The 19,150-nt window shown below is 68.5% G+C and carries 16 protein-coding genes; 8 read left to right on the top strand and 8 right to left on the bottom strand.

The features are described from left to right. Positions 1-77 precede the first annotated feature (77 nt). On the top strand, positions 78-1,949 hold the full coding sequence (locus V9K99_RS22095) for a DUF5107 domain-containing protein (protein ID WP_337010303.1): 1,872 nt from the start codon (positions 78-80) through the stop codon (positions 1,947-1,949). Positions 1,950-2,152: 203 nt separating this feature from the next. Next, the gene (locus tag V9K99_RS22100) at positions 2,153-2,560 is read left to right on the top strand and encodes a DUF3592 domain-containing protein (RefSeq protein ID WP_337010301.1); all 408 of its coding nucleotides are present in this window, start codon (positions 2,153-2,155) and stop codon (positions 2,558-2,560) included. Between the two features lie 118 nt (positions 2,561-2,678). Here the strand turns inward: V9K99_RS22100 and V9K99_RS22105 are convergent, their stop codons facing one another. Then, the gene (locus tag V9K99_RS22105) at positions 2,679-3,296 is read right to left on the bottom strand and encodes a TetR/AcrR family transcriptional regulator (protein ID WP_337010299.1); all 618 of its coding nucleotides are present in this window, start codon (positions 3,294-3,296) and stop codon (positions 2,679-2,681) included. Between the two features lie 125 nt (positions 3,297-3,421). Between V9K99_RS22105 and V9K99_RS22110 the strand changes: the two genes are divergently transcribed. Then, entirely contained in the window at positions 3,422-4,585 is a 1,164-nt protein-coding gene (locus V9K99_RS22110) for a phosphatidylinositol-specific phospholipase C1-like protein (RefSeq protein ID WP_337010296.1), read from the top strand. Positions 4,586-4,592: 7 nt separating this feature from the next. Then, positions 4,593-5,033, top strand: a complete 441-nt coding sequence (locus tag V9K99_RS22115) for an OsmC family protein (RefSeq protein ID WP_337010294.1) — start codon at positions 4,593-4,595, stop codon at positions 5,031-5,033. Between the two features lie 249 nt (positions 5,034-5,282). Here V9K99_RS22115 and V9K99_RS22120 read toward each other — a convergent pair whose 3' ends face one another. Together V9K99_RS22120 and V9K99_RS22125 are read right to left on the bottom strand one after the other, a co-directional pair. Further along, positions 5,283-5,408, bottom strand: coding sequence for a hypothetical protein (locus V9K99_RS22120; protein WP_337010292.1), 126 nt, complete (start codon positions 5,406-5,408; stop codon positions 5,283-5,285). Positions 5,409-5,469: 61 nt separating this feature from the next. Beyond that, positions 5,470-6,636, bottom strand: coding sequence for an FUSC family protein (locus tag V9K99_RS22125; protein WP_337010291.1), 1,167 nt, complete (start codon positions 6,634-6,636; stop codon positions 5,470-5,472). A 53-nt stretch (positions 6,637-6,689) separates the two neighbouring features. Between V9K99_RS22125 and V9K99_RS22130 the strand changes: the two genes are divergently transcribed. Further along, positions 6,690-7,193 (top strand): DUF5709 domain-containing protein, encoded by a 504-nt coding sequence (locus tag V9K99_RS22130; protein ID WP_337010289.1) that lies wholly within the window; start codon positions 6,690-6,692, stop codon positions 7,191-7,193. A 4-nt stretch (positions 7,194-7,197) separates the two neighbouring features. On the opposite strand, the gene V9K99_RS22135 is transcribed toward V9K99_RS22130, so the two are convergent. Together V9K99_RS22135 and V9K99_RS22140 are read right to left on the bottom strand one after the other, a co-directional pair. Then, positions 7,198-8,523: a cytochrome P450 gene (locus V9K99_RS22135; RefSeq protein WP_337010287.1), complete on the bottom strand. Its 1,326-nt coding sequence runs from the start codon at positions 8,521-8,523 to the stop codon at positions 7,198-7,200. Between the two features lie 253 nt (positions 8,524-8,776). Next, positions 8,777-11,791, bottom strand: a complete 3,015-nt coding sequence (locus V9K99_RS22140) for an alpha-mannosidase (RefSeq protein WP_337010285.1) — start codon at positions 11,789-11,791, stop codon at positions 8,777-8,779. Between the two features lie 177 nt (positions 11,792-11,968). Between V9K99_RS22140 and V9K99_RS22145 the strand changes: the two genes are divergently transcribed. Further along, positions 11,969-13,006: a TAXI family TRAP transporter solute-binding subunit gene (locus V9K99_RS22145; RefSeq protein ID WP_337010283.1), complete on the top strand. Its 1,038-nt coding sequence runs from the start codon at positions 11,969-11,971 to the stop codon at positions 13,004-13,006. A gap of 27 nt (positions 13,007-13,033) precedes the next feature. On the opposite strand, the gene V9K99_RS22150 is transcribed toward V9K99_RS22145, so the two are convergent. Further along, complete coding sequence (locus tag V9K99_RS22150; protein ID WP_337323599.1) at positions 13,034-14,407, bottom strand: sensor histidine kinase; 1,374 nt, start codon at positions 14,405-14,407, stop codon at positions 13,034-13,036. A 3-nt stretch (positions 14,408-14,410) separates the two neighbouring features. After that, the gene (locus V9K99_RS22155; RefSeq protein ID WP_012918592.1) at positions 14,411-15,076 is read right to left on the bottom strand and encodes a response regulator transcription factor; all 666 of its coding nucleotides are present in this window, start codon (positions 15,074-15,076) and stop codon (positions 14,411-14,413) included. 118 nt (positions 15,077-15,194) lie between these two features. Between V9K99_RS22155 and V9K99_RS22160 the strand changes: the two genes are divergently transcribed. Together V9K99_RS22160 and V9K99_RS22165 are read left to right on the top strand one after the other, a co-directional pair. Continuing rightward, positions 15,195-17,255 carry a TRAP transporter permease gene (locus tag V9K99_RS22160; protein ID WP_337010264.1) on the top strand — a complete coding sequence of 687 codons (2,061 nt, stop codon included), beginning with the start codon at positions 15,195-15,197 and terminating at the stop codon, positions 17,253-17,255. Next, complete coding sequence (locus V9K99_RS22165) at positions 17,255-18,235, top strand: TAXI family TRAP transporter solute-binding subunit (protein ID WP_337010262.1); 981 nt, start codon at positions 17,255-17,257, stop codon at positions 18,233-18,235. Before V9K99_RS22160 ends, V9K99_RS22165 begins: the two co-directional genes overlap by 1 nt. A 171-nt stretch (positions 18,236-18,406) precedes the next feature. Here V9K99_RS22165 and V9K99_RS22170 read toward each other — a convergent pair whose 3' ends face one another. Then, positions 18,407-19,072 carry a hypothetical protein gene (locus V9K99_RS22170; RefSeq protein WP_337010260.1) on the bottom strand — a complete coding sequence of 222 codons (666 nt, stop codon included), beginning with the start codon at positions 19,070-19,072 and terminating at the stop codon, positions 18,407-18,409. Positions 19,073-19,150 lie beyond the last annotated feature (78 nt).

Consider the following 19,150-nt stretch of genomic DNA (forward strand, 5'->3'; position numbering starts at 1 on the left):
GCTGATCAGGTGGTCCATATATAGCGGACAACCGGTAGCGATGGACGCACCTGCGCACAGTTGTGAGGATAGACGTCGTGACGATCCTTTCCGCGCAAGACCTGGTTCTGCCCGCAGCCTCCCTCGGACCGGAGAATCCGCTCGCGCCGTTGCGCAGCCAGCAAGAGCTCCACCAGGTTCAGAACCTCCACGAGCTCCCGGCCGACCTCCGCGAGAACATCCAGTACGGCCGCCTGCACAGCCCACTGCCGTGTTTGAACCAGGACGGGTACGACCGCTCGCTGGCCGACCGCGCCTTTCCCGCGCTGGTGCTGGAGAACGACCACCTCCGCGCCACGGTGCTGCCCGGGGTCGGCGGTCGTCTCTACTCGCTCATCCACAAGGCGACCGGTCAGGAGTTGCTCTACCGCAACCCCGTCTTCCAGCCCGCGAACCTTGCCCTGCGCAACGCGTGGTGGGCCGGCGGCGTCGAGTGGAACGTCGGCAGCACCGGCCACTGGACCGGTACCTGCGAACCGCTGCACGCGGCCCGCGTCGAGGGCCCGGACGGTACGCCGGTACTGCGCCTCTGGGAGCTGGAACGAACCAGGAACCTGATCACCCAACTCGACTTCTGGCTCCCGGCCGACTCCGAGTTCCTGTACGTCGGGATCCGGCTGCAGAACCCGTCCGCTACGGAGGTCCCGGCGTACTGGTGGTCGAACATCGCGGTCGAGCAGTCCCCGTCGACCCGTGTGCTGGTGCCGGCCGACCAGGCGTGGCGCTTCGGGTACGGCAAGCGGCTCGACCTGATCGACGTACCTCTCTATGAGGGCACCGACCTGACGTATCCGATGCGGCACGGCCGGGCGGTGGACTTCTTCTTCGAACCGCTCGCCGGCGAACGGCCGTGGATCGCGTCGGTCGATGCCGATGGCAACGGCCTGGTCCAGGCGTCGACCGAGCGGCTGCAGGGCCGGAAGCTGTTCGTCTGGGGCGAGGGCGCCGGCGGGCAGCGATGGCAGGAGTGGTTGTCGCCGGGTCTGCAGGGCCATGGGTACGCCGAGATCCAGGCTGGTCTCGCGCGGACCCAGATGGAGCACCTGAAGTTGCCTGCAGCAACAAGCTGGCACTGGCTGGAAGCCTACGGCCGCCTCTCAGTGGATCCAGGTGTCGCCCACTCCGACTGGGAATCGGCTCGCACCGGCACTACCGACGTACTGCGTCCTCTGCTCGACCAGCTGGGGGATCGCGAGCGTGAATGGCTGACCGTCGCGGATGCGGCCCCGGTCGAGCGGCTCGCGGTCGGCTCAGGCTGGGGTGCGCTCGAGTTGGCCCGGACAGGCTGGACAGTCTCGGCCGGTACGCCGTTCGCCGAGGATGACATGACGTCGCGGGAACGCGCCTGGTTGCCGTTGCTCGACGGCCGGTTGCCGGCGACGGACGCCGTACCGGATGGAACGTTGGTGAGCTGGAAGGAGCAGTTGGAGAAGGCCGAGGACAACTGGCTCGTCTGGTACCACCGGGGTGTCGCGCGGCACTACGCCGGTGACATCGACGGCGCGATCGACGCTTGGCTCCACGCCGGCGACAACCCGTGGGCGTTGCGGAATCTCGGCTTCGTCACCGGTGAGCTGTCGTACTACGAGCGGGCGGTCGGACAGTTGCCCGAGTTGGTGGAGTTGCGGGTCGAGGCCGTCGGTGTTGCTCTGGCCGTCGACGTGAACCGCGCCGGTCGACTCCTCGACAACGTCGCCGACGATCCCCGCATCCGGCTGCTCAGGATCCGCCACGCACTACTGAGCGGCGACCCACAGACTGCCGGCGATCTGCTGACCGACGGCATCCAACTCCCCACCGTCCGTGAGGGCGCCAACCCACTCGCCGACCTCTGGGTCGAGACCGAAGCGGCCCTCGGCACGAACCGCCCGGTGCCCCCGCAGTACCAGTTCGGCATGGGCGGTCACTGACAACCGCTCTCCCGCATCTACCGTAACAACACCGTTCTCTAGTTGGACTACACAGGACTCTACTGCTGTGTCAGAATTGTTTTGTACTTACTTGGAACCAAGTAGATCCAGGCAGCGTCTCAATGATGTGCGGCAAGGGCCGCGCAAGGCAGTTTCGACTACGACGACCGCGCCGCGCGGGCGGCGCGTCGGGGGTGAGTGCCATGTTGACGATCGTTGTGCTCGGTGGGTTCGGCCTGGTGCTGCTGGTCACGGCATGCATCGTGGCTGATGTCATCGCCGGGATCCGGCGGAGCGAAAAGCCCACGACCACCGAAGAGAAGACCGCGGGGCGAGTGATCCGGGTACGTGGCCCGGTCCGTGGTCAGCTGGAAAACGGAGCCCCGGCCGAATACACCGAGGTCACCGTCGAGTACTACACCCGCCGGGGTGAGGGACCGTACGAGGTCTCCCGCCGGATTCCGGTGGGCAGCAGGATTGCTTACGCCAAGGACGACCGGGTGATCGTGAGCTACGACGTCCGGACGCCCCGCAGGGCCCGCATCGCCGGCCGGGTCAGCCACTGGCCCCAGCTCGGCCCGCGCAGCTCGGACCCTGTTCCACAGCCCTGACCAGTTCGACCACCACGGTGGTCCAGCCTTCGCCGCGAGTGAGGGCCCTCCAGTTCACGCCTGCTTGAGCCACCCCCGGCTCAAGCAGGTGAGCCGCCGCGGGCGGCTTTTTGTCGTTTCAGGACGGCAGGTGCGGTTCGAGCAGCCTGTGCAGGGTCGGGCGGCCTTGGCTCAGCACGTACTCCGCCTCCGCCGGACTCAGCCGGTCGGCCAGGTGGGCCAGCGCCTCGCCCATGGTGATGCTCAGCGTGACCGCGAGCCGGAACTCGTGGGTGTCCCGGGCCCCGAACCGCGCCGTCAGCAACTCGGCGAACTCACCCGCGTGCTGGTCGTCGAACTCGCCCGGCTTCGTCTCCAGGTCCGGATCGCCGAGTCCGCTCAGCACCACGGCCTTGAACCCCGGGTCGGTCCGGTGCATCTCCCGGAACGTGTCCAGGGTGACGTCCACCGCCTGCCGCCAGCTCGACACCGACGCCAGCCGGTCCCGGACCGCGTCGGTGTAGCGGGCCTGGTTCCGGCGCTCGATCGCCTGGATCAGGCTCCGCTTGTCCGGGAAGTACCGGTACACGCTGCCGACCGCGATCTCCGCCCGTTTCGCGATCCCGCTCGTCGACGCGGCGTCGTACCCGCGTTCGACCACCTCGGCGCAGGCCGCGTCCAGGATCCGCTCGACCTGCCGGTTGGCCCGGTCCTGTGTCGGCGTCCGGCGCAGCGGATACGCCCCCGATGTCACCATGTCGCTCATTGTCCATCTTCTGGGGGGACAACGTTGCCACCTTCCTGTGACAGATTGCCGTCAGATCGGCGTCACCTCGCCGAGGAGCAATCTCTTGTCCGTCCACAGGAGGGGAAATTCCCGTCATGCGCATCAGCAGAACGGTCGTCGCCGGCCTGGCCTCCGCCGCGATCGCCGCGTCCGGACTCGCCGGTACGGCGCTCACCTCGAAGACCAGCCCGTCGGCGCAGGACCACGACAACGGACTGCGGCTGAACCAGCTCCAGATGATGGGCTCGCACAACTCGTACCACCGCGAGCTCAGCCCGGCCGAGCAGAAGGTCCAGCAGGCGCAGAACCCAGGTTCGGTGGATCTCTGGTACTCGCACGCCTCGATCCCGCAGCAGCTGGAGGACCAGAACATCCGGACCCTCGAGCTCGACCTGCTCCCGGACCCGAACGGCGGGCTCTACACCTACCCGCTGATCCGCAAGCTGACCGGGCAGGGACCGCTCACCGACCCGGCGATGGCCCAGCCCGGCATCAAGGTCATGCACATCCCGGACTTCGACTACAACGGCACCTGCAAGACGCTCGTGCTCTGCCTGCAGCAGGTGAAGACGTGGTCCGACCAGAACCCGGACCACGTGCCGATCACGATCAGCCTCGAGCTCAAGCAGTCCGACCCGAAGGTGGTCGCGGCCGGCGGGGTGCAGTCGCCGCCGTGGGACGCGGCGAACCTGGAGAGCATCGACCGGGAGATCCGCTCGGTGTTCCCCGAGAACGAACTCCTCAGCCCTGACGACGTCCGCAAGCCCGGGCTGACGCTGGAGCAGTCGGTGCTGACCAAGGGCTGGCCGAAGGTCGACTCGGTCCGCGGCCAGGTGCTGTTCTACTTCGACAACGGTGGTGCCGGCACGATCCGTGACCTGTACCGGGCCGGCAAGCCGAACCTTGAGGGCCGGGCGGTCTTCACTCGCGGTCCGGAGGGTGAGCCGGACGCCGCGATCACGCAGGTGAACGACCCGAGGGGCGCCAACCAGGCCGAGATCCAGCGGCTGGTGTCGAAGGGCTACCTGATCCGGACCCGTTCGGACGAGCCGATGGCGACGATCCGCGACAAGGACTTCAGCCGGGTCGGCATCGCCCTGGCCAGCGGTGCGCAGGTGGTGACCACCGACTTCCCGGTGCCCGGGATGGCGGCCCGGTACGACAGCGACTTCGTGGCGAAGCTGCCCGGGGACACCGCCGTACGATGCAATCCTGTGTCGGCGCCGACGTGGTGCCGGGGGAACGTCTCGGAAAGGTGAGCTGAGCATGTCGGAGCACGTGGTCGATGTCAGCTGGAGTCGCGGTGAGCACGAGTTCACCTACGACACCTACAACCGCGACCACGAGTGGCGCTTCGACGGCGGCATCACGGTCCCGGCGTCGGCCAATCCGACGTACCTGGGCAACCATGGCCCGGTCGACCCGGAGGAGGCGTTCGTGGCGGCGCTGTCGTCCTGCCATATGCTCACGTTCCTGGCGATCGCGGCCCGCAAGCGCCTCGTCGTCGATGCGTACGACGACCACGCGGTCGGCGTGATGGCGAAGAACGAGGCGGGCCGGCTGGCGATCACCCAGGTGATCCTGCACCCGAAGATCGTCTGGGCCGGCGCGGAGCCGGACGCGGAGGCGATCGAGCGGATGCACCACCGGGCCCACGTGGAGTGCTTCATCGCCAACTCGGTCACCACCGAGGTGACGGTGGCCTAGAGCAACCACTTAGTGGCTTTTAGCAAGGAAAAAAAACCACCCGCCGGTCTGGCCTGAGCCTCGCGCAAGCGGCGTCAGGACAGCCGGCGGGTGGTTTTCGGTGCACCTCTGTGGCGGTGCACCTGACGGATCCGGCGGCGCCTCGCACTGGGCGCCTCTGCGTTGTGTGTGCGACATCCGTGCGGTCTGGCTCGGTGGGCAAGACCGTCCGGGTGCGCTGCCTGGATCCGTTCGTCCGGTTCGCGCCAGTTACTGCTCGGCGGCGGCGTCGCTCCGGTCGTCTGTGGTCGGGGAGGTCATGTCGACGGCCAGCAGGTCCTCGAGCTCGCGAACCTGCTCGGTGGCCATCGAGGTCATCAGTCGGTGGATCGTCATGCCAGTGAGACGCACCCGGTCCCCAGGTATGACGGGGATTCACCCCGACTTTTTGTGTGACCTACTTCTCATCCAGTCCGTCGAGGCGGAGCGGGACCAGTTTCCGCGCGTCGTCGTACGACGTGCCGGTCAATTCGAGCAGGTCGACCACGGTGGACCGGATCTGCCCGAGTACGACGACCGCCGACAATCCGGCCGGCAACGGCAGCTCCGCCGTACGGCGGCCGAGCTCGCCCAGCACGCGGTGCGCGGTCACGTCCGCGGCCGGTTCGAACAGCGACTCGGCGATCAGCCGGGTGCCGTCGGCGAGACGGTCGAGCAGCATCGGGTACTCCTCCGGCATCTGCTCGTCCCGCCAGACGGACACCGCACAGCGCCGTACCAGGACTCTGATGTTGCGGATCGCGCGGTCCGCCGGGACGACGAGGTCCGCGATCTGCTGGACCCGGCCGCGGTGCCGGCGGCGGAACGGTGACATCCGGACCACCGCGACACCCTCGTCGGCCGCACTGCGCAGGTCGTCCAGCATCGACTCGCTGGCCCGGGCCCGGCGGAGTGCGTCGGTGACCGCCTTCTCGTCGGTGTTCCGGAGACCGTCGGCGGTCTCGCTCAGGATCTCGGCCAGCTCGTTCAGCACTTCGGAGGCTTGTTGCCTGGGGCGCCTGATCGCCGCGGCCGGCGCGACCGTGGCGGCGGCCAGCGCGACCAGACCGCCGATTACGGCATCGAGCCAGCGGCTGAACCCGGCGCCTGGACTCGCCACCAGGGTGGTGACGATCGCTGCCTGGACGCCGGCCTGGGTGGTCATCAGGGTCCCGGCGCCGAGGAGTACGGCGACGCTCATGGCCAGCGCCACCACAAAGATGATCTGAGCAACGCCGGTGCCGAAGAACTGGACGAACAGGTCGCCGACCCCGACCCCGACCGCCACGCCGACCATCACCTCGGCGACCCGGCGCAGCCGCTGGCCGAAGCTGAAGCCGAGAGCCACCATCGCCGCGACCGGTGCGAAGAACGGTTGCGGGTGGCCGGCGACATACCGGGCCAGCGCCCAGGCCACCCCGGCGGCGAGCGCGCACTGGGTGATGAAGAAGAGCCGGTCCCGCCAGCGGTCCACCCGGCGGCGGACCGATGCCCGCGAACGGCGGGCGGCCTGCGGCGCGATGTCGTCGCGCAGCTCCCGCAACTGGTCCAACGTCAGCCTGACCGGATCCACGGTGTCCATCATGGTCCACCGCGCCCCAGCTTGATTCACCCGCGCGGGACGGACAGTGTTGGGGCATGACGGAGAACAACCGCGAGGACTACGGCAGCTACAGCGTCGACGACGAGGACCAGCTGCAGGCGGAGGACACCCTGAACGACCGGGGTGTCGACGATCTGCTCGACGAGGGCTACTCGCCGCCGGAGAAGTGGTCCGCGGGCGAGGGATTCGGTACGACGGCCGACGAGGCGCTGCAGGGTGAGTCGCTGGACCAGCGGATCGCGCAGGAGGAGCCGGACACCGACCCGTACGCCGAGGACGGCGAGGACGTCGGCGGTCCCGAGGTCGGCGTCGTTCGCTCCGGCCGGCTGGTCGCGCCGGACGAGGGCGCGCACAGTGACGACGAGGACGAGCTGGTCGCCGCCGACGTCGGCTTCGCCGGCGCCGCCGCCTCCGCCGAAGAGGCCGCCGTCCACGTGGTCGACGACGAGAACAACTTCGAACTCGAGGACGACGACGAAGAAGACCTCCCCACCTACCGCGACGTCGACCTGGGCGACGTCACCGACCTGGAGGACTGAGAGGTCAGCGCGGGGTGACCTGGACCTCGGCACCTCGGGCGGGGACCAGGGTCACGTTCTTGGGTTTGGCAGGTTCCGGGGCCGGGTTGGGCGCCTGGAAGTCGTAGCTGGTGAGGGCGGCGCGGAGGATCTCGGTGCCTTCCATCAGCGAGAAGCCGGCGCCGATGCACCGCCGCGCCCCGCCGCCGAACGGGATCCAGGTGCCCGGGGCCGGCGGGTCGTCCGACAGGAACCGCTGCGGCCGGAATTCCTCAGGTACCGGGAAGTGCTCGGCGTCGCGGTGGACCAGCCCGATCGCGGCCATGATCGTCGTACCGCGGGGGAGCCGGTAGCCCGCCACGTCGGCGGTCTCGGTGAGTCGGCGCCCGACCTGGTAGACGACCGGATGCAGCCGCATCGCCTCCTTGACGATCGCCTCGAGCTCGTCGTCCGCACCCGCGTCCGCGGCCCGCTGGCCGAAGACCAGATCGTCCGGCCGCCGGGCCAGCTCATGGAACGCCCAGCCCATGGCCGTCGCGGTCGTCTCGTGGCCGGCCAGCAGCAGTGTGACCAGCTGGTCCCGCAGCTCCACGTCCGTCCAGTTGCCCGCGGCAAGCAGTCGGGAGAGTACGTCGGTGCGCCCGGCGAGATTCCCGCGGCGCTTTGCGATCTCGTCGTACAGGATCTCGTCGACCTGGCGCTGGACGGTCAGGTACGTCCGCCACGGCGGAACCCGGAGCAGGCCTGGGTAGAACCCGCCGAGCATGATCACCGGTGAGACCGAGACGATCTTGTCCAGCAGTGGGCGGAGCTGGTTCAGCCGGTCGCGGTCCGTCACCCCGAAGACGACCTGCAGGATCACTTCCAGCGTCAGGTCCCGCATCCGCTGGTGCAGCTTGAACGGCTTGCCGATCGGCCACGTCGCCACGTCCGCGCGGGCGAGTTCGTGCACCATGTCGGCGTACCCGCGCAAGGCCTGACCGGAGAAGGCCGGCATCAGTTGACGGCGCATCCGGACGTGATCCTCGTCGTCCAGCAGCAGCAACGAGTGCGAGCCCATGATCGGTTCCAACACGGTGTTGCCCTCACCCGCGTGCATCACCGTCGGCGGGCTGCCGAACACCTCCCGGATGTGGTCCGGTCTGCTCAGTACGACGACCACCCGGCTGGACGGGACGAGGCGGATCGTGAACACGTCGCCGTACCGTTCGCGCATCCGCGGGAAGAACGTCTTGCGGTGGCTCGCGAACAGCACGGTCTGAGCCAGCGTCGGCAACCGAGGCCCTGGCGGCAACGTGCGAGCCGTCTGCCGGTCGAGCGTCCGGGCACCGAGCAAGGGTGTCGAGGCCATGCCACCTCCTGGCGTCTGGCGGGGCCTTCAACGCTACGTCAGCCCGGTGAACTCCGGGCATCGAATGCGACAAGCGCCGCCACCAGCCGGGGCAGCGGCCAAACCCCCTCGCCGACTACCCCCCTTTGGTTGGCTGACCCACCAGCGTGTGGGTTCGCACCCCGGAATCCGGTGCGCCAACCCACCCTCTGCTGGGCGAGCCCACCAGAGGGGAACGGGCCGCCCGCGGGTGGGGGCGGCCCGTTCGGGGACGTCAGGAGCGCTTGAACCTCAGGGTGAGGATCTGGAAGGGGCGGAGTTCGAGGGAGACTCCGCCGTCCGTCAGCTCACGGTCCGCGAGGTGGCGTTCGAGGAGGTCGACCTCGGTCACCGTTGCCACCCCGAAGGACGGGATGACGGTGGCGCGGGAGCGGCCGCCGGTGGACTCGTAGAGGCGGACGACGACGTCGCCGGACTGGTCGTCGGCCAGCTTCAGTGCCTCGACGATGACGTTGCCGTTGTCGACGGCAACGAGCGGCTCGACCCCGTCGGCGCCGGTGACGATCCGCTCCGGCAGGTTGATCCGGTAGCCCTCCTCGACCGCTTCCGGGATCCCGGCGCCGACCACCAGCGCGTGGTTCACGGTGTGCACGCCCTGGTCGGTCTTCGGGTCGGGGAACCGCGGTGCGCGAATCAGCGACGTACGGATCGTGGTGGTCGTGCCGCCGTCCTCGCGGGCGGTCCGGTTGATGTCGTGTCCGTAGGTCGAGTCGTTCACGACGGCGACGCCGTACCCGGGCTCGCCGACGTGCACCCATCGGTGCGCCGCGATCTCGAACTTCGCCGCATCCCACGAGGTGTTCTGGTGGGTCGGCCGGAAGATGTGGCCGAACTGGGTCTCCGACGCCGACCGGTCGGCGTGCACGTCGACCGGGTACGCCGCCTTGAGGAACTTCTCCGCCTCGTGCCAGTCGATCGTGGTCTCGATGTCGACCCGCTTGGCGCCCGGCCGCAGCCGCAGCGTCTGGGTGACGCTGGACCGGTTGAAGGACCGCTTCACCACCACGGTCGCGACACCCTCGACGGTGCTGAAGTCGACACTGTCCACCTCGGTCACGTCGCGGACGTTGTTCTTGTAGAACGAGTCGACGTCCCACGCGTCCCAGTGGTTCGGGGTGTCCACGTGCAGCTGCAGAAGGTTGCCCGCGGCACCTGGCGCGATCACCTCGCGACCGGCGGCCACGTCGTACAGGGAGGTGATCAGGCCACGCTCGTCGATGGTGACCCGGATCAGCCCGTTGTCCAGTACGCCGTTCTCGACCGTGACGGACTGGCCTTCGCCGGCCGTGACACCGGCCCCCAGGCCGGCCACGCCGTTGCGGCTGTGCGGTGCGGCGTTGAAGACGATCTGCGCGGAACCCTCGCCGGCCAGCGCCTGCTGGGCCTTCGCGATGATCGCCTCCAGCTCCGAAGCCAACCGGGCGTACGTCGCCTCGGCCTCGCGGTGCACCCAGGAGATCGAGCTGCCCGGCAGGATGTCGTGGAACTGGTTCAGCAGCACGGCCTTCCAGATCCGGTCCAGGTCCTCGTACGGGTACGCGTCCAGCTTGCCCGCGACCACGGCTGCGGCGGACCACAGCTCGGCCTCGCGGAGCAGGTGCTCGCTGCGCCGGTTGCCCTGCTTGGTCTTGGCCTGCGAGGTGTACGTGGCCCGGTGGATCTCCAGGTAGAGCTCACCCGACCAGACCGGCGCGTGGTCGTGGTACTCCTCCTCGGCGGCGGTGAAGAACTCGGTCGGGGACTCGATCGTGACCCGCGGCGAGGACTCCAGGTTCGCCACCCGGCGCGCCGTCGCGACGAACTCGCGAGTGGGGCCGCCACCGCCGTCGCCGTACCCGAACGGGACCAGCGAGTGGGTCGCGGCACCGTTCTCGGCGAAGTTGCGCTGGGCGTGTGCGAGCTCGCGACCGGACAGGTCGGAGTTGTAGGTGTCGATCGGCGGGAAGTGGGTGAACACCCGGGTGCCGTCGAGGCCCTCCCACCAGAACGTGTGGTGCGGGAACTTGTTCTCCTTGTTCCAGGAGATCTTCTGGGTCAGGAACCACTTCGACCCGGACAGCTTCACCAGCTGCGGCAGGGCCGCGGTGTAGCCGAACGAGTCCGGCAGCCAGACCTCCTGGGTGTCGATCCCGTACTCGTCCAGGAAGAACTTCTTGCCGTGCACGAACTGCCGGGCCAGCGCCTCGCCGCCGGGCAGGTTGGTGTCGGACTCGACCCACATGCCGCCGACCGGAACGATGGTGCCGTCGGCAACTGCCTTCTTCAGCCGCTCCCACACCTCCGGGTAGTTGTCCTTCACCCAGGCGTGCTGCTGGGCCTGCGAGAACGCGAAGACGAGCTCCGGGTACTCCTGGGCCAGCGTGGCGACGTTGGAGACGGTCCGGGCCACTTTGCGGCGGGTCTCACGCAGCGGCCAGAGCCAGGCCGAGTCGATGTGCGCGTGGCCGACCGCGGACAGCTGATGGGCGCTGGCGTGCGCCGGGCGGCTCAGTACGTCGGTCAACTGGGCGCGCGCGTCGGCCGCCGTACCGGCGACGTTCTCGTAGTCCAGGGCGTCCAGCGCGCGGCTGAGCGCCCGCAGGATCTCGCGGCGCCGCGGCTCCTGCGGGGAGAGTTCGTGCTGCAGGCCGTCCAGCGCCTCGAGGTCGAGGATCAGGTCCCACACCTCGGCGTTGAACACGGCCAGGTCGGCGCGGGCGAGCTGGTAGATCGGCGTCTCGCCGCGCTTGGCGCCGATGTCGACCTTGGCGTAGGCGTTGTCGAGCGGGATCTCCGGGTTGGCCGCGCCCTCGACGTAGAACTCGATCCGGTCGCCGGGCGAGGCCGCCGTACCGTCGGGGCCGAGGATCGACAGCGGGGCGTACGTCTGCCGCGGGTGCAGGCCCTTCAGCGGTACGCCGGACGTCGTGTGGATCAGCCCTTCCGCGGAGAACCCGGGGCCGCCGCTGAAGCCGAGGTCGATGACCGCCTCGATCTCGCAGCCGGCCCACTCGGTCGGGACCTGGCCGCTGAACTTGAACCACGCGGTACCCCAGGCGGGACCCCACGGCAGGCCGATCGCGGCCGGCTCGTAGGTCTGGGCGAGCGCCTCGCCCGGGGACACCGGCTCACCAGGGGCGTGCCACACCTCAATGTCCAGTGGGACCGCCGCGCCGTAGATCGCGGGGCGGATCCGCTCCCGCAGGGCGCGCCTGAGCCGCTCCTCGATGAGTTGACGGTCGTCGTGCACGAAATCATCCTCCGCGGGTTGTCTCGCGACCCCAAGCGGCCGCTGCGATGACAACGCTGTCACACGCACCGGGGGCCCGTCCAGACGCAGTTCATCGTTGCACTCCCGGTAGCGGTCAGGTCGCAGTACGGGAGCGTGGCTACCGGGAGGGACCTGTTGCCGTCTAGGTTGTCCTGCATGGATCGACCCCGCCTCCTGACCCCTGCCGGGAACGGCCTCATCCAGTCAGCCGGAATGAGCCGGCGCAGCATGCTCGGCCTCGGCGCCGCCGCCGTCGCCGCGCTGGCGGTGCCCGGGTGCTCCCGCGGCCGCTCGGACGAGCCCGCACCGGCCGGACCGGCGACGCTCGCGACCGGTAACAAGGGCGGTGTGTACGACGAGTTCGGCGGCGGTCTCGCGAAGCTGGTCAGCGAGGTCACCGGCATGGAGCTTCAGACGGTGCCCTCCGGCGGTTCGGTGGACAACCTGTACCGGGTGGCCGGGATGAAGAACGACCTGGGGTTCACCACCTCCGACACCGCGCTCAACGCCTACGAGGGAACCGGCCTGTTCAGCTCCGGCGCGCTCAAGTTCACCGCTCTCGCCCGGACGTACGACAACTACGTCCACGTCGTGGTGCCGACCGCGTCGGACGTCGTACTGCTCAAGCACCTGGCCGGCAAGACCGTGAACGTCGGTCCGATGAACTCCGGGACCAAGGTGGTGGCGGACCTCATCCTGAACACCTCCAAGCTCAGCGGTGTCAGGACGACGAACTACACGCTCGAGGAAGCCGTCAAGCAACTGAAGGTCAGGGCCGACAACCAGGGCAAGGGTCCGGGCATCGACGCGCTGATCTGGAGCGGCGGCCTGCCGACCAAGCCGATCGCCGAACTGCAGGCGTCGGTCGGCTTCCGGCTGGTCGACATCGGCACGGTCGCGGAGGAGATCTCGCTCAAGCGGTTCGGCGGCTACGTCGTGTCCTCGATCCCGCCGTCGGTGTACGGCCTGGCCAGCTCGGTGCCGACGCTGGCGGTCCCGAACTACCTGATCGCCCGGCCGAACCTGTCCGACTCGTGGGCCTGGTGGACGGTCAACACGATGTTCCGCCGGCAGAACGACCTGATGGCGGCCCACCAGGAGGCCGGCTCACTGGACCCGCGCTCGGCGATCGCCACCATGCCGATCCCGCTGCACCCGGCCGCCGAACGCTGGTACCGCGCCAACCACATCTGATCCAGCGGGTACGACGTACCGGCTCGGTCAGACCTCGTAGTCGTCGATCAGGGGGACGCGGACCTCGATCACCAGGCCGCCGCCGATCGGCGGGCGGGCCACGACGCGGCCGCCGACCCGGGCCGCCTCGGACCGGACGATCGCCAGCCCCAGACCGGTGCCCGGCATCTCCCGGTGGTGCGCGCTGCGCCAGAACCGCTCGCCGACCTTCTTCAGATCGCGCGATCCCAGCCCGAGGCCGTGGTCGCGGACCGACATGACCACCTCGGTGCCGTCGCGTGTCACCGACACCTCCACCGGCGGAGCGCCGTACTTGGAGGCGTTGTCGAGCAGGACGTCGAGGATGTCGTCCACCTCGAGCTCCGGGGCGACACCGCCCGGCACCATCTCGCCGATGATGAGTTCCATGTCGTCGGCGGCGTACACGGCCTTCCAGCCGACCAGCCGCTCCTTCACCGCCTGGGCCAGGTCCAGCGGCTCTTCGTTGCTCTCGGCATCGGCTCCGGGGCGGTCCGAACCGGCCAGCCGGGACAGCCGCTGGACGATCCGGCCGAGCCGGTCGATGTCGCTGAGCGCGAACCGGGCCGTCGGCGACAGCCGGGACAGGCCCTCGATGTGGATCCGCGCCGAGGTCAGCGGCGTCCGGAGCTGATGGGATGCGTCGGCAACGAACTCGCGCTCGCGCTGACGGGCCTGGTGCAGGCTGAGTGCCATCGAGTTGAAGCTGTCGCCGAGTCTTCGCAGCTCTGGTGCGCGTCCGTCGGTCGACACCCGGGTGTCGAGGGCGCCGCGGGTGATCTGGTGGGTCGCGTTGTCGAGGTCGTTCAGCGGCCGCAGCACCCAGCGGGTGATCGGCCGGACGATACCGATGACAATCGCGCCGATGCTGATCAGCAGACCGCCGAGGAGCAGCAGCAGACCGCGCTGCACCTGGTCGCGGGCCTTCTCGGTCGGCACCCGCAGTACGGCGGCACCGAGCACGCGACCGTTGTTGACGACCGGACGGGCCACCACCATCTCGCCGGTGCGCCAGGGGAACAGGGCGGGCGGCTCGGACGGCAGACGGCCGGCCAGGGTGCTGTCGAGGGCGGACTTGAGGTCCGGCTCGTCCACGTCGACACCGGACCGTGAGGTGGCCACCACTTTGCGGTCGACGTCGACGACGAACACCGGGGTGTTGTAGAGCTCGTGGTACCGAACCGCCAGCTCACGCAGGTTGGCGATGTCACCGGACTGCAGCGGCGACTCCGCCATGGTGGCGAACCAGTCCGCGTCGTTGCTGCGGGACAGGAACAGCGTCCGCGACGCACTCGTGGCGATGTAGTTCGCCAGCGGGACGGCGGCGACGATGGCCAGGATGACGACCATCGGTACGAGTGACTGCAGCAGACGACGGCGCAACGGTCAGTCCGAACCCAGGCGGTAGCCGACACCGCGAATGGTCTGCACCAGCTCGGGCCGGCCGAGCTTGGCCCGCAGGCTGGCCACGTGCACGTCCATCGTCCGCGACGAGGCCTCGAAGACCGACTGCCAGGCGTACAGGGCGACCTGTTCGCGCGGGACCACCCGGCCGTGGTGAGCGGCCAGCACAGCTAGCACGTCGAACTCCTTGCGGGTCAGGCTGATGGGCTTGTCCGCGACCTGGACGGTCCGGGCCTCGATGTCCACGGTCAGGTCGCCGACGGTCACCCGGGGGCGGGGCTGCAAGAGGCCGGTACGACGAAGTACAGCATCGATCCGGGCCAGCAGCTCGGATATCGCGAACGGTTTGACCACATAGTCGTCCGCACCGCTGCGCAACCCCCGGACCCGGTCGGCCGCCTCGCCCCGCGCGGTCACCGCGATCACCGGAACGTCCGACACCGTACGGATCTGCCGGCAGACGTTGATACCGTCCCCGTCAGGCAGCCCGAGGTCCAGCAGGACCAGGTCGCCGGGGTCCGCCGCCAGGGCGTCCGCAGCGGTCCGGACATGCGTGACCATCAAGCCGTAACGCCGCAGCGCAGGTATCAGGGCATTCGCGATATCGAGATCGTCTTCGACCAACAGGATCCTGACCGCGCCACTCATGCGGTGATCGTAGGCCAGGAGACGCTCATATGTGTCAGATCTTGGTAAAGACGTAATCACGCGACTCCACGCAGTGTTCGGCAACATTAGCCTTCCGGACACAGGAGGGAACCGGTAGATGACTGTCGGTATCGGTACGGGGGGCGGCTTGGCCGCGCCCTCCGACGAAGAACTCGCCGAGTATGAGCAGGAGAGGCCCGCTCGGCGGCTTCGGCCTGTCCTGGACCGGGTGATTGCGGTCTGGTGCGCAATCGTCAGCATCGGCGTCCTGTTGCAGGTGTTCTTCCCTCTACCACAAGGCACGCAGTTTTACTTGGTGATCTTTCTCGCAGCCGTTCTGCCGATCACCTTGCTGTGTTACAGGGGTTGGAAGGTCCCTCCGTTCCTCAATCCGTTCAAGCGGGAGCCCGTCACCGACGATCCCGGGATCACCGACTGGCTCCTGGCCGTCGTCGCATTGGCGGTCTGCGTCTACCCGCTCCTGGACTTCGACGGCTTCCTGGAACGACGCCAGGCGCCGACGTCTCTCGATGTGGTGGCCGGCGCTCTGTTGCTTGTGCTGTTGCTCGAGGCATGCCGTCGTACGACGGGATGGGTGCTGCCCATCTTCAGCCTGTTGTTCATCGCCTACGCGTACTACGGCGGCTTTCTGCCCCAGACCTGGTCGTTGGCGCACAAGGGCTTCAACTTCGACGCGATCATCGCGCAGTTCACCAACGGAACCGCCGGGTTCTACGGGACACCGCTGAACGTCGCGGCCAGCTACATCGTGCTGTTCACGATCTACGGCGCCGTACTGGACTACTCCGGTGCCGGGAAGTTCTTCATCGACTTGTCCTTCGCGGCCTTCAAGCGCAGCCGTACGGCGCCTGGTCGCACAGTCACCTTGGCCGGCTTCCTGCTGGGCAGCGTGTCCGGCTCGGGTACGGCGACCGCGGTGTCACTCGGCACGGTGTCGTGGCCGATCCTGCGGCGCGCGGGTTATCCGCCCGAACCGGCAGGCGGAATGCTGGCCGCCTCCGGTATCGGTGCGATCCTGTCGCCACCGACCCTGGGTGCGGCCGCGTTCATCATCGCCGAGTTCCTGCAGGTGTCGTACCTGACCGTCCTCGGGTACGCCGTCATCCCGACGATCCTGTATTACCTGGGCATCCTGCTCGCGATCGAGATCGACGCCCGCCGGCACGGGACGACGTCGGCGGAGACATCGACAGACTCGGCGTTACGGTTGCTGTTGCGGTTCGGGTACCACTTCCTGTCGTTGTTCGTGATCATCGGCTTCATGGCGGTCGACGTGCCGCCGTTCAAGGCTGTGGTCTACGCGGTGATCGTCCAGTTCGGGCTGTCGTTCCTGGACCGCGAGCACCGGTTGACCGTGGGGCCGCTGCTCAAAGCGCTTGCCCAGGGCACCCGTTCGGTGCTGCCGGTGGCGGCCACCTGTGCGACGGCCGGCATCATCGTCGCGGTCACCACGCAGACCGGGCTCGGCCTCAACCTGGCCGAGATCATCGTCAGCGCGGCCCGGGGGCTGACCGAGAACCACACCGCGGTCCTGATCTTCACCGTGATCCTGTCGGGGTTCGCCGTACTGATCCTCGGACTGGCCGTGCCGGTGACCGCGTCGTTCATCATCGCCGCCGTGATCATCGCGCCGGCCCTGGTACAGCTCGGGGTGACGCAGCCCGAGGCGTACATGTTCATCTTCTACTACGCCGTACTGTCGGAGGTGTCGCCGCCGACCGCACTGGCCGCGGTGGCGACAGCCGCGATCACCGGCGGCAAGGTGATGCCGACGATGTGGCAGGCGTGGAAGTACACGCTGCCGGCGTTCCTGGTGCCGTTCGCGTTCGTGCTCACCGACAACGGTGCGCGGCTGCTCGGTCAGGGATCGTTCATCGGTATGGTCTGGACGCTCGGCGTCTCGATGCTGGCCGTCGCCGCGCTCGCGGTGGTGACCGGTGGCTGGATCGTCACGGCCACCGGCTGGCTCGAACGGCTGGTGTGTGTGCCGGCCGCGGTGCTGTTGCTCTATCTCGCGCCCGTAACCATCACGGCCGGAATCTGTTTGCTACTTGTTGCCGTCGTCATCAATCTGGTCCGGCGGCAACGCAGTACGAATGCTGACCCCACCCCGCCGCCCCGGTCAGAGGCCGGCCCGAAGGAAGGACCCGTCACTTGATGAGAACCCGTCGCCTCCCCGCCGCTGTGGTGGCGCTCGCCGCCGTCGTCTCCCTGGTCGCCTGCGGCGGCCAGCGGGATGAACCGACCGGGTCCGGTTCGGCCGACGGCGGCCGGCTGACCATTGCCACCGGCAACACCACCGGCGTCTACTACCAGCTCGGCGGTGCGCTGGCATCACTGATCTCGCAGAAGGTCTCCGGCTACCGGGCGACGGCGAGCGAGACCGGCGCCTCGGTGCAGAACGTGCAGGGCCTGGTGGCGGGGAACTACGACATCGCGTTCTCGCTCGGTGACACCGCCGCCGATGCAGTGAAGGGCGTGAACAGCTTCAACCAGCCGCAGGACGTCGTCGCGCTGACCAAGCTCTACAACAACTACACGCAGGTCGCCGTCCGGACCTCCGCCGGCATCAACTCGATCGCCGACCTGAAGGGCAAGCGGGTCTCGACCGGTTCGCCGAACTCGGGCACCGAGGTGATCGCCCGGCGGCTGCTCGAGGCCGCCGGTCTCGACCCGGCCAAGGACGTCACCGCGCAGCGGCTCGGCCTGCCGGAGTCGGTGGACGCGATGAAGTCGGGGTCCATCGACGCACTGGTCTGGTCCGGCGGTCTGCCGACCGGCGGTATCACCGACCTGACCACGAGCATGGGCAAGAACGTGAAGCTCATCCCGATCGTGGACCTGCTGCCGAAGATGCAGGAGAAGTACGGCCCGGTCTACTCACAGGCCCCGATCCCGGCGGCGACCTACAAGCAGCCGGCCGATGTGGCGACCATCGTCGTACCGAACGTGCTGCTGGTCCGGAAGAACATGAAGGACGACCTGGCCGAGCAGCTGACCAAGGTCATCTACGAGAACAAGGACGCCCTGGTCGCGGTGAACGCGGCCGCCAAGGGCATCGACCTGGCGAACGCCGACAAGACCGATCCGGTGTCGGTGCATCCGGGCGCGAAGAAGGCGATCGACGCACTGAGATAACCAGACCGTCCTCCCCCGCACACCAGGCGCAGCGGGGGAGGACGCAAGGTCCCACCTCCGCACACCAGGCGCAGCGGAGGCGGGGCCACGCCGGCTCTCACAACCAGGCGCAGTGAGAGCAGGCAGACCGGGCCCGGCCCTCCGGAGGCATCTGGGGGATACCGGGCCCGGTCACTTGCTGTCTGTGGTGTCTTCCTCGGTCTCCGGCAGCGGAGTGCCGTACAGGTAGTGCGACAGCGCCGAGTCACGCTTCGGATGGACGTGGTACTTCGTGGGTACGACGCGGCCCTCCGCGCTGTCCCACGCGGTGTCGGCTACTCGCCACATGCGGTGTGTGAGCCGCCCTGCCATCCCGGTGTGCGGTGAGTACGGGTGTGCTCGGGTGGGAGCCACCTCCTCCGCCTCCAGCAGCTCCTCGGTCAGCGTGTTGACGTCCGAGTCGTCCAGCTGCTCACTGATGCGCTGGCTGTAGTCGGTCTCCATCTGCTCGTGCTCGGTGAGCAGCCGGTCGATCGATTCCCACACTTCGTGCGACGTGAGGTCCTGCATGCGACTGTCGCCGTACTGGCGTCCCTTCAGGAACCGCAGCGACCGCTCCAGTTCCTTCGCGTTGCCGACGTACCTGGTGACCAGGTCGTCGCCGTCGGGCAGCCGGCGTACGTGCGGGAGGAGGACGTCCTCGGCGGCGGCGAGGTGCTGCGCGGCGATGGCGTAGAACCAGTCGGTCTGGTGCCGGCGCTCCGGGTGCATGGCGGCCGGATGCTGAGCCGGCTCGGCCAGCTCGCGGATCCGGGCGTGTTCGTAGGTCAGGGCCAGTTCGAGCGTCGAAGCGGTCATGACAACCACCTCCATGGGGGTCTTCACTCCAGCGTGTGCCCATCCCCGTGCAGGTGCAACCGCCCCGCCGCGCTCCGT

The organism is Kribbella sp. CCNWLW201 (assembly GCF_037203805.1).
GTDB lineage: Bacteria > Actinomycetota > Actinomycetes > Propionibacteriales > Kribbellaceae > Kribbella.

Coding starts and splice junctions, on each gene's coding strand:
- V9K99_RS22100 (WP_337010301.1), top strand. CDS start 2,153: ATGTTGACGATCGTTGTGCTCGGTGGGTTCGGCCTGGTGCTGCTGGTC.
- V9K99_RS22105 (WP_337010299.1), bottom strand. CDS start 3,296: ATGGTGACATCGGGGGCGTATCCGCTGCGCCGGACGCCGACACAGGAC.
- V9K99_RS22110 (WP_337010296.1), top strand. CDS start 3,422: ATGCGCATCAGCAGAACGGTCGTCGCCGGCCTGGCCTCCGCCGCGATC.
- V9K99_RS22115 (WP_337010294.1), top strand. CDS start 4,593: ATGTCGGAGCACGTGGTCGATGTCAGCTGGAGTCGCGGTGAGCACGAG.
- V9K99_RS22120 (WP_337010292.1), bottom strand. CDS start 5,408: ATGACGATCCACCGACTGATGACCTCGATGGCCACCGAGCAGGTTCGC.
- V9K99_RS22125 (WP_337010291.1), bottom strand. CDS start 6,636: ATGATGGACACCGTGGATCCGGTCAGGCTGACGTTGGACCAGTTGCGG.
- V9K99_RS22130 (WP_337010289.1), top strand. CDS start 6,690: ATGACGGAGAACAACCGCGAGGACTACGGCAGCTACAGCGTCGACGAC.
- V9K99_RS22135 (WP_337010287.1), bottom strand. CDS start 8,523: ATGGCCTCGACACCCTTGCTCGGTGCCCGGACGCTCGACCGGCAGACG.
- V9K99_RS22145 (WP_337010283.1), top strand. CDS start 11,969: ATGGATCGACCCCGCCTCCTGACCCCTGCCGGGAACGGCCTCATCCAG.
- V9K99_RS22155 (WP_012918592.1), bottom strand. CDS start 15,076: ATGAGTGGCGCGGTCAGGATCCTGTTGGTCGAAGACGATCTCGATATC.
- V9K99_RS22160 (WP_337010264.1), top strand. CDS start 15,195: ATGACTGTCGGTATCGGTACGGGGGGCGGCTTGGCCGCGCCCTCCGAC.
- V9K99_RS22165 (WP_337010262.1), top strand. CDS start 17,255: ATGAGAACCCGTCGCCTCCCCGCCGCTGTGGTGGCGCTCGCCGCCGTC.
- V9K99_RS22170 (WP_337010260.1), bottom strand. CDS start 19,072: ATGACCGCTTCGACGCTCGAACTGGCCCTGACCTACGAACACGCCCGG.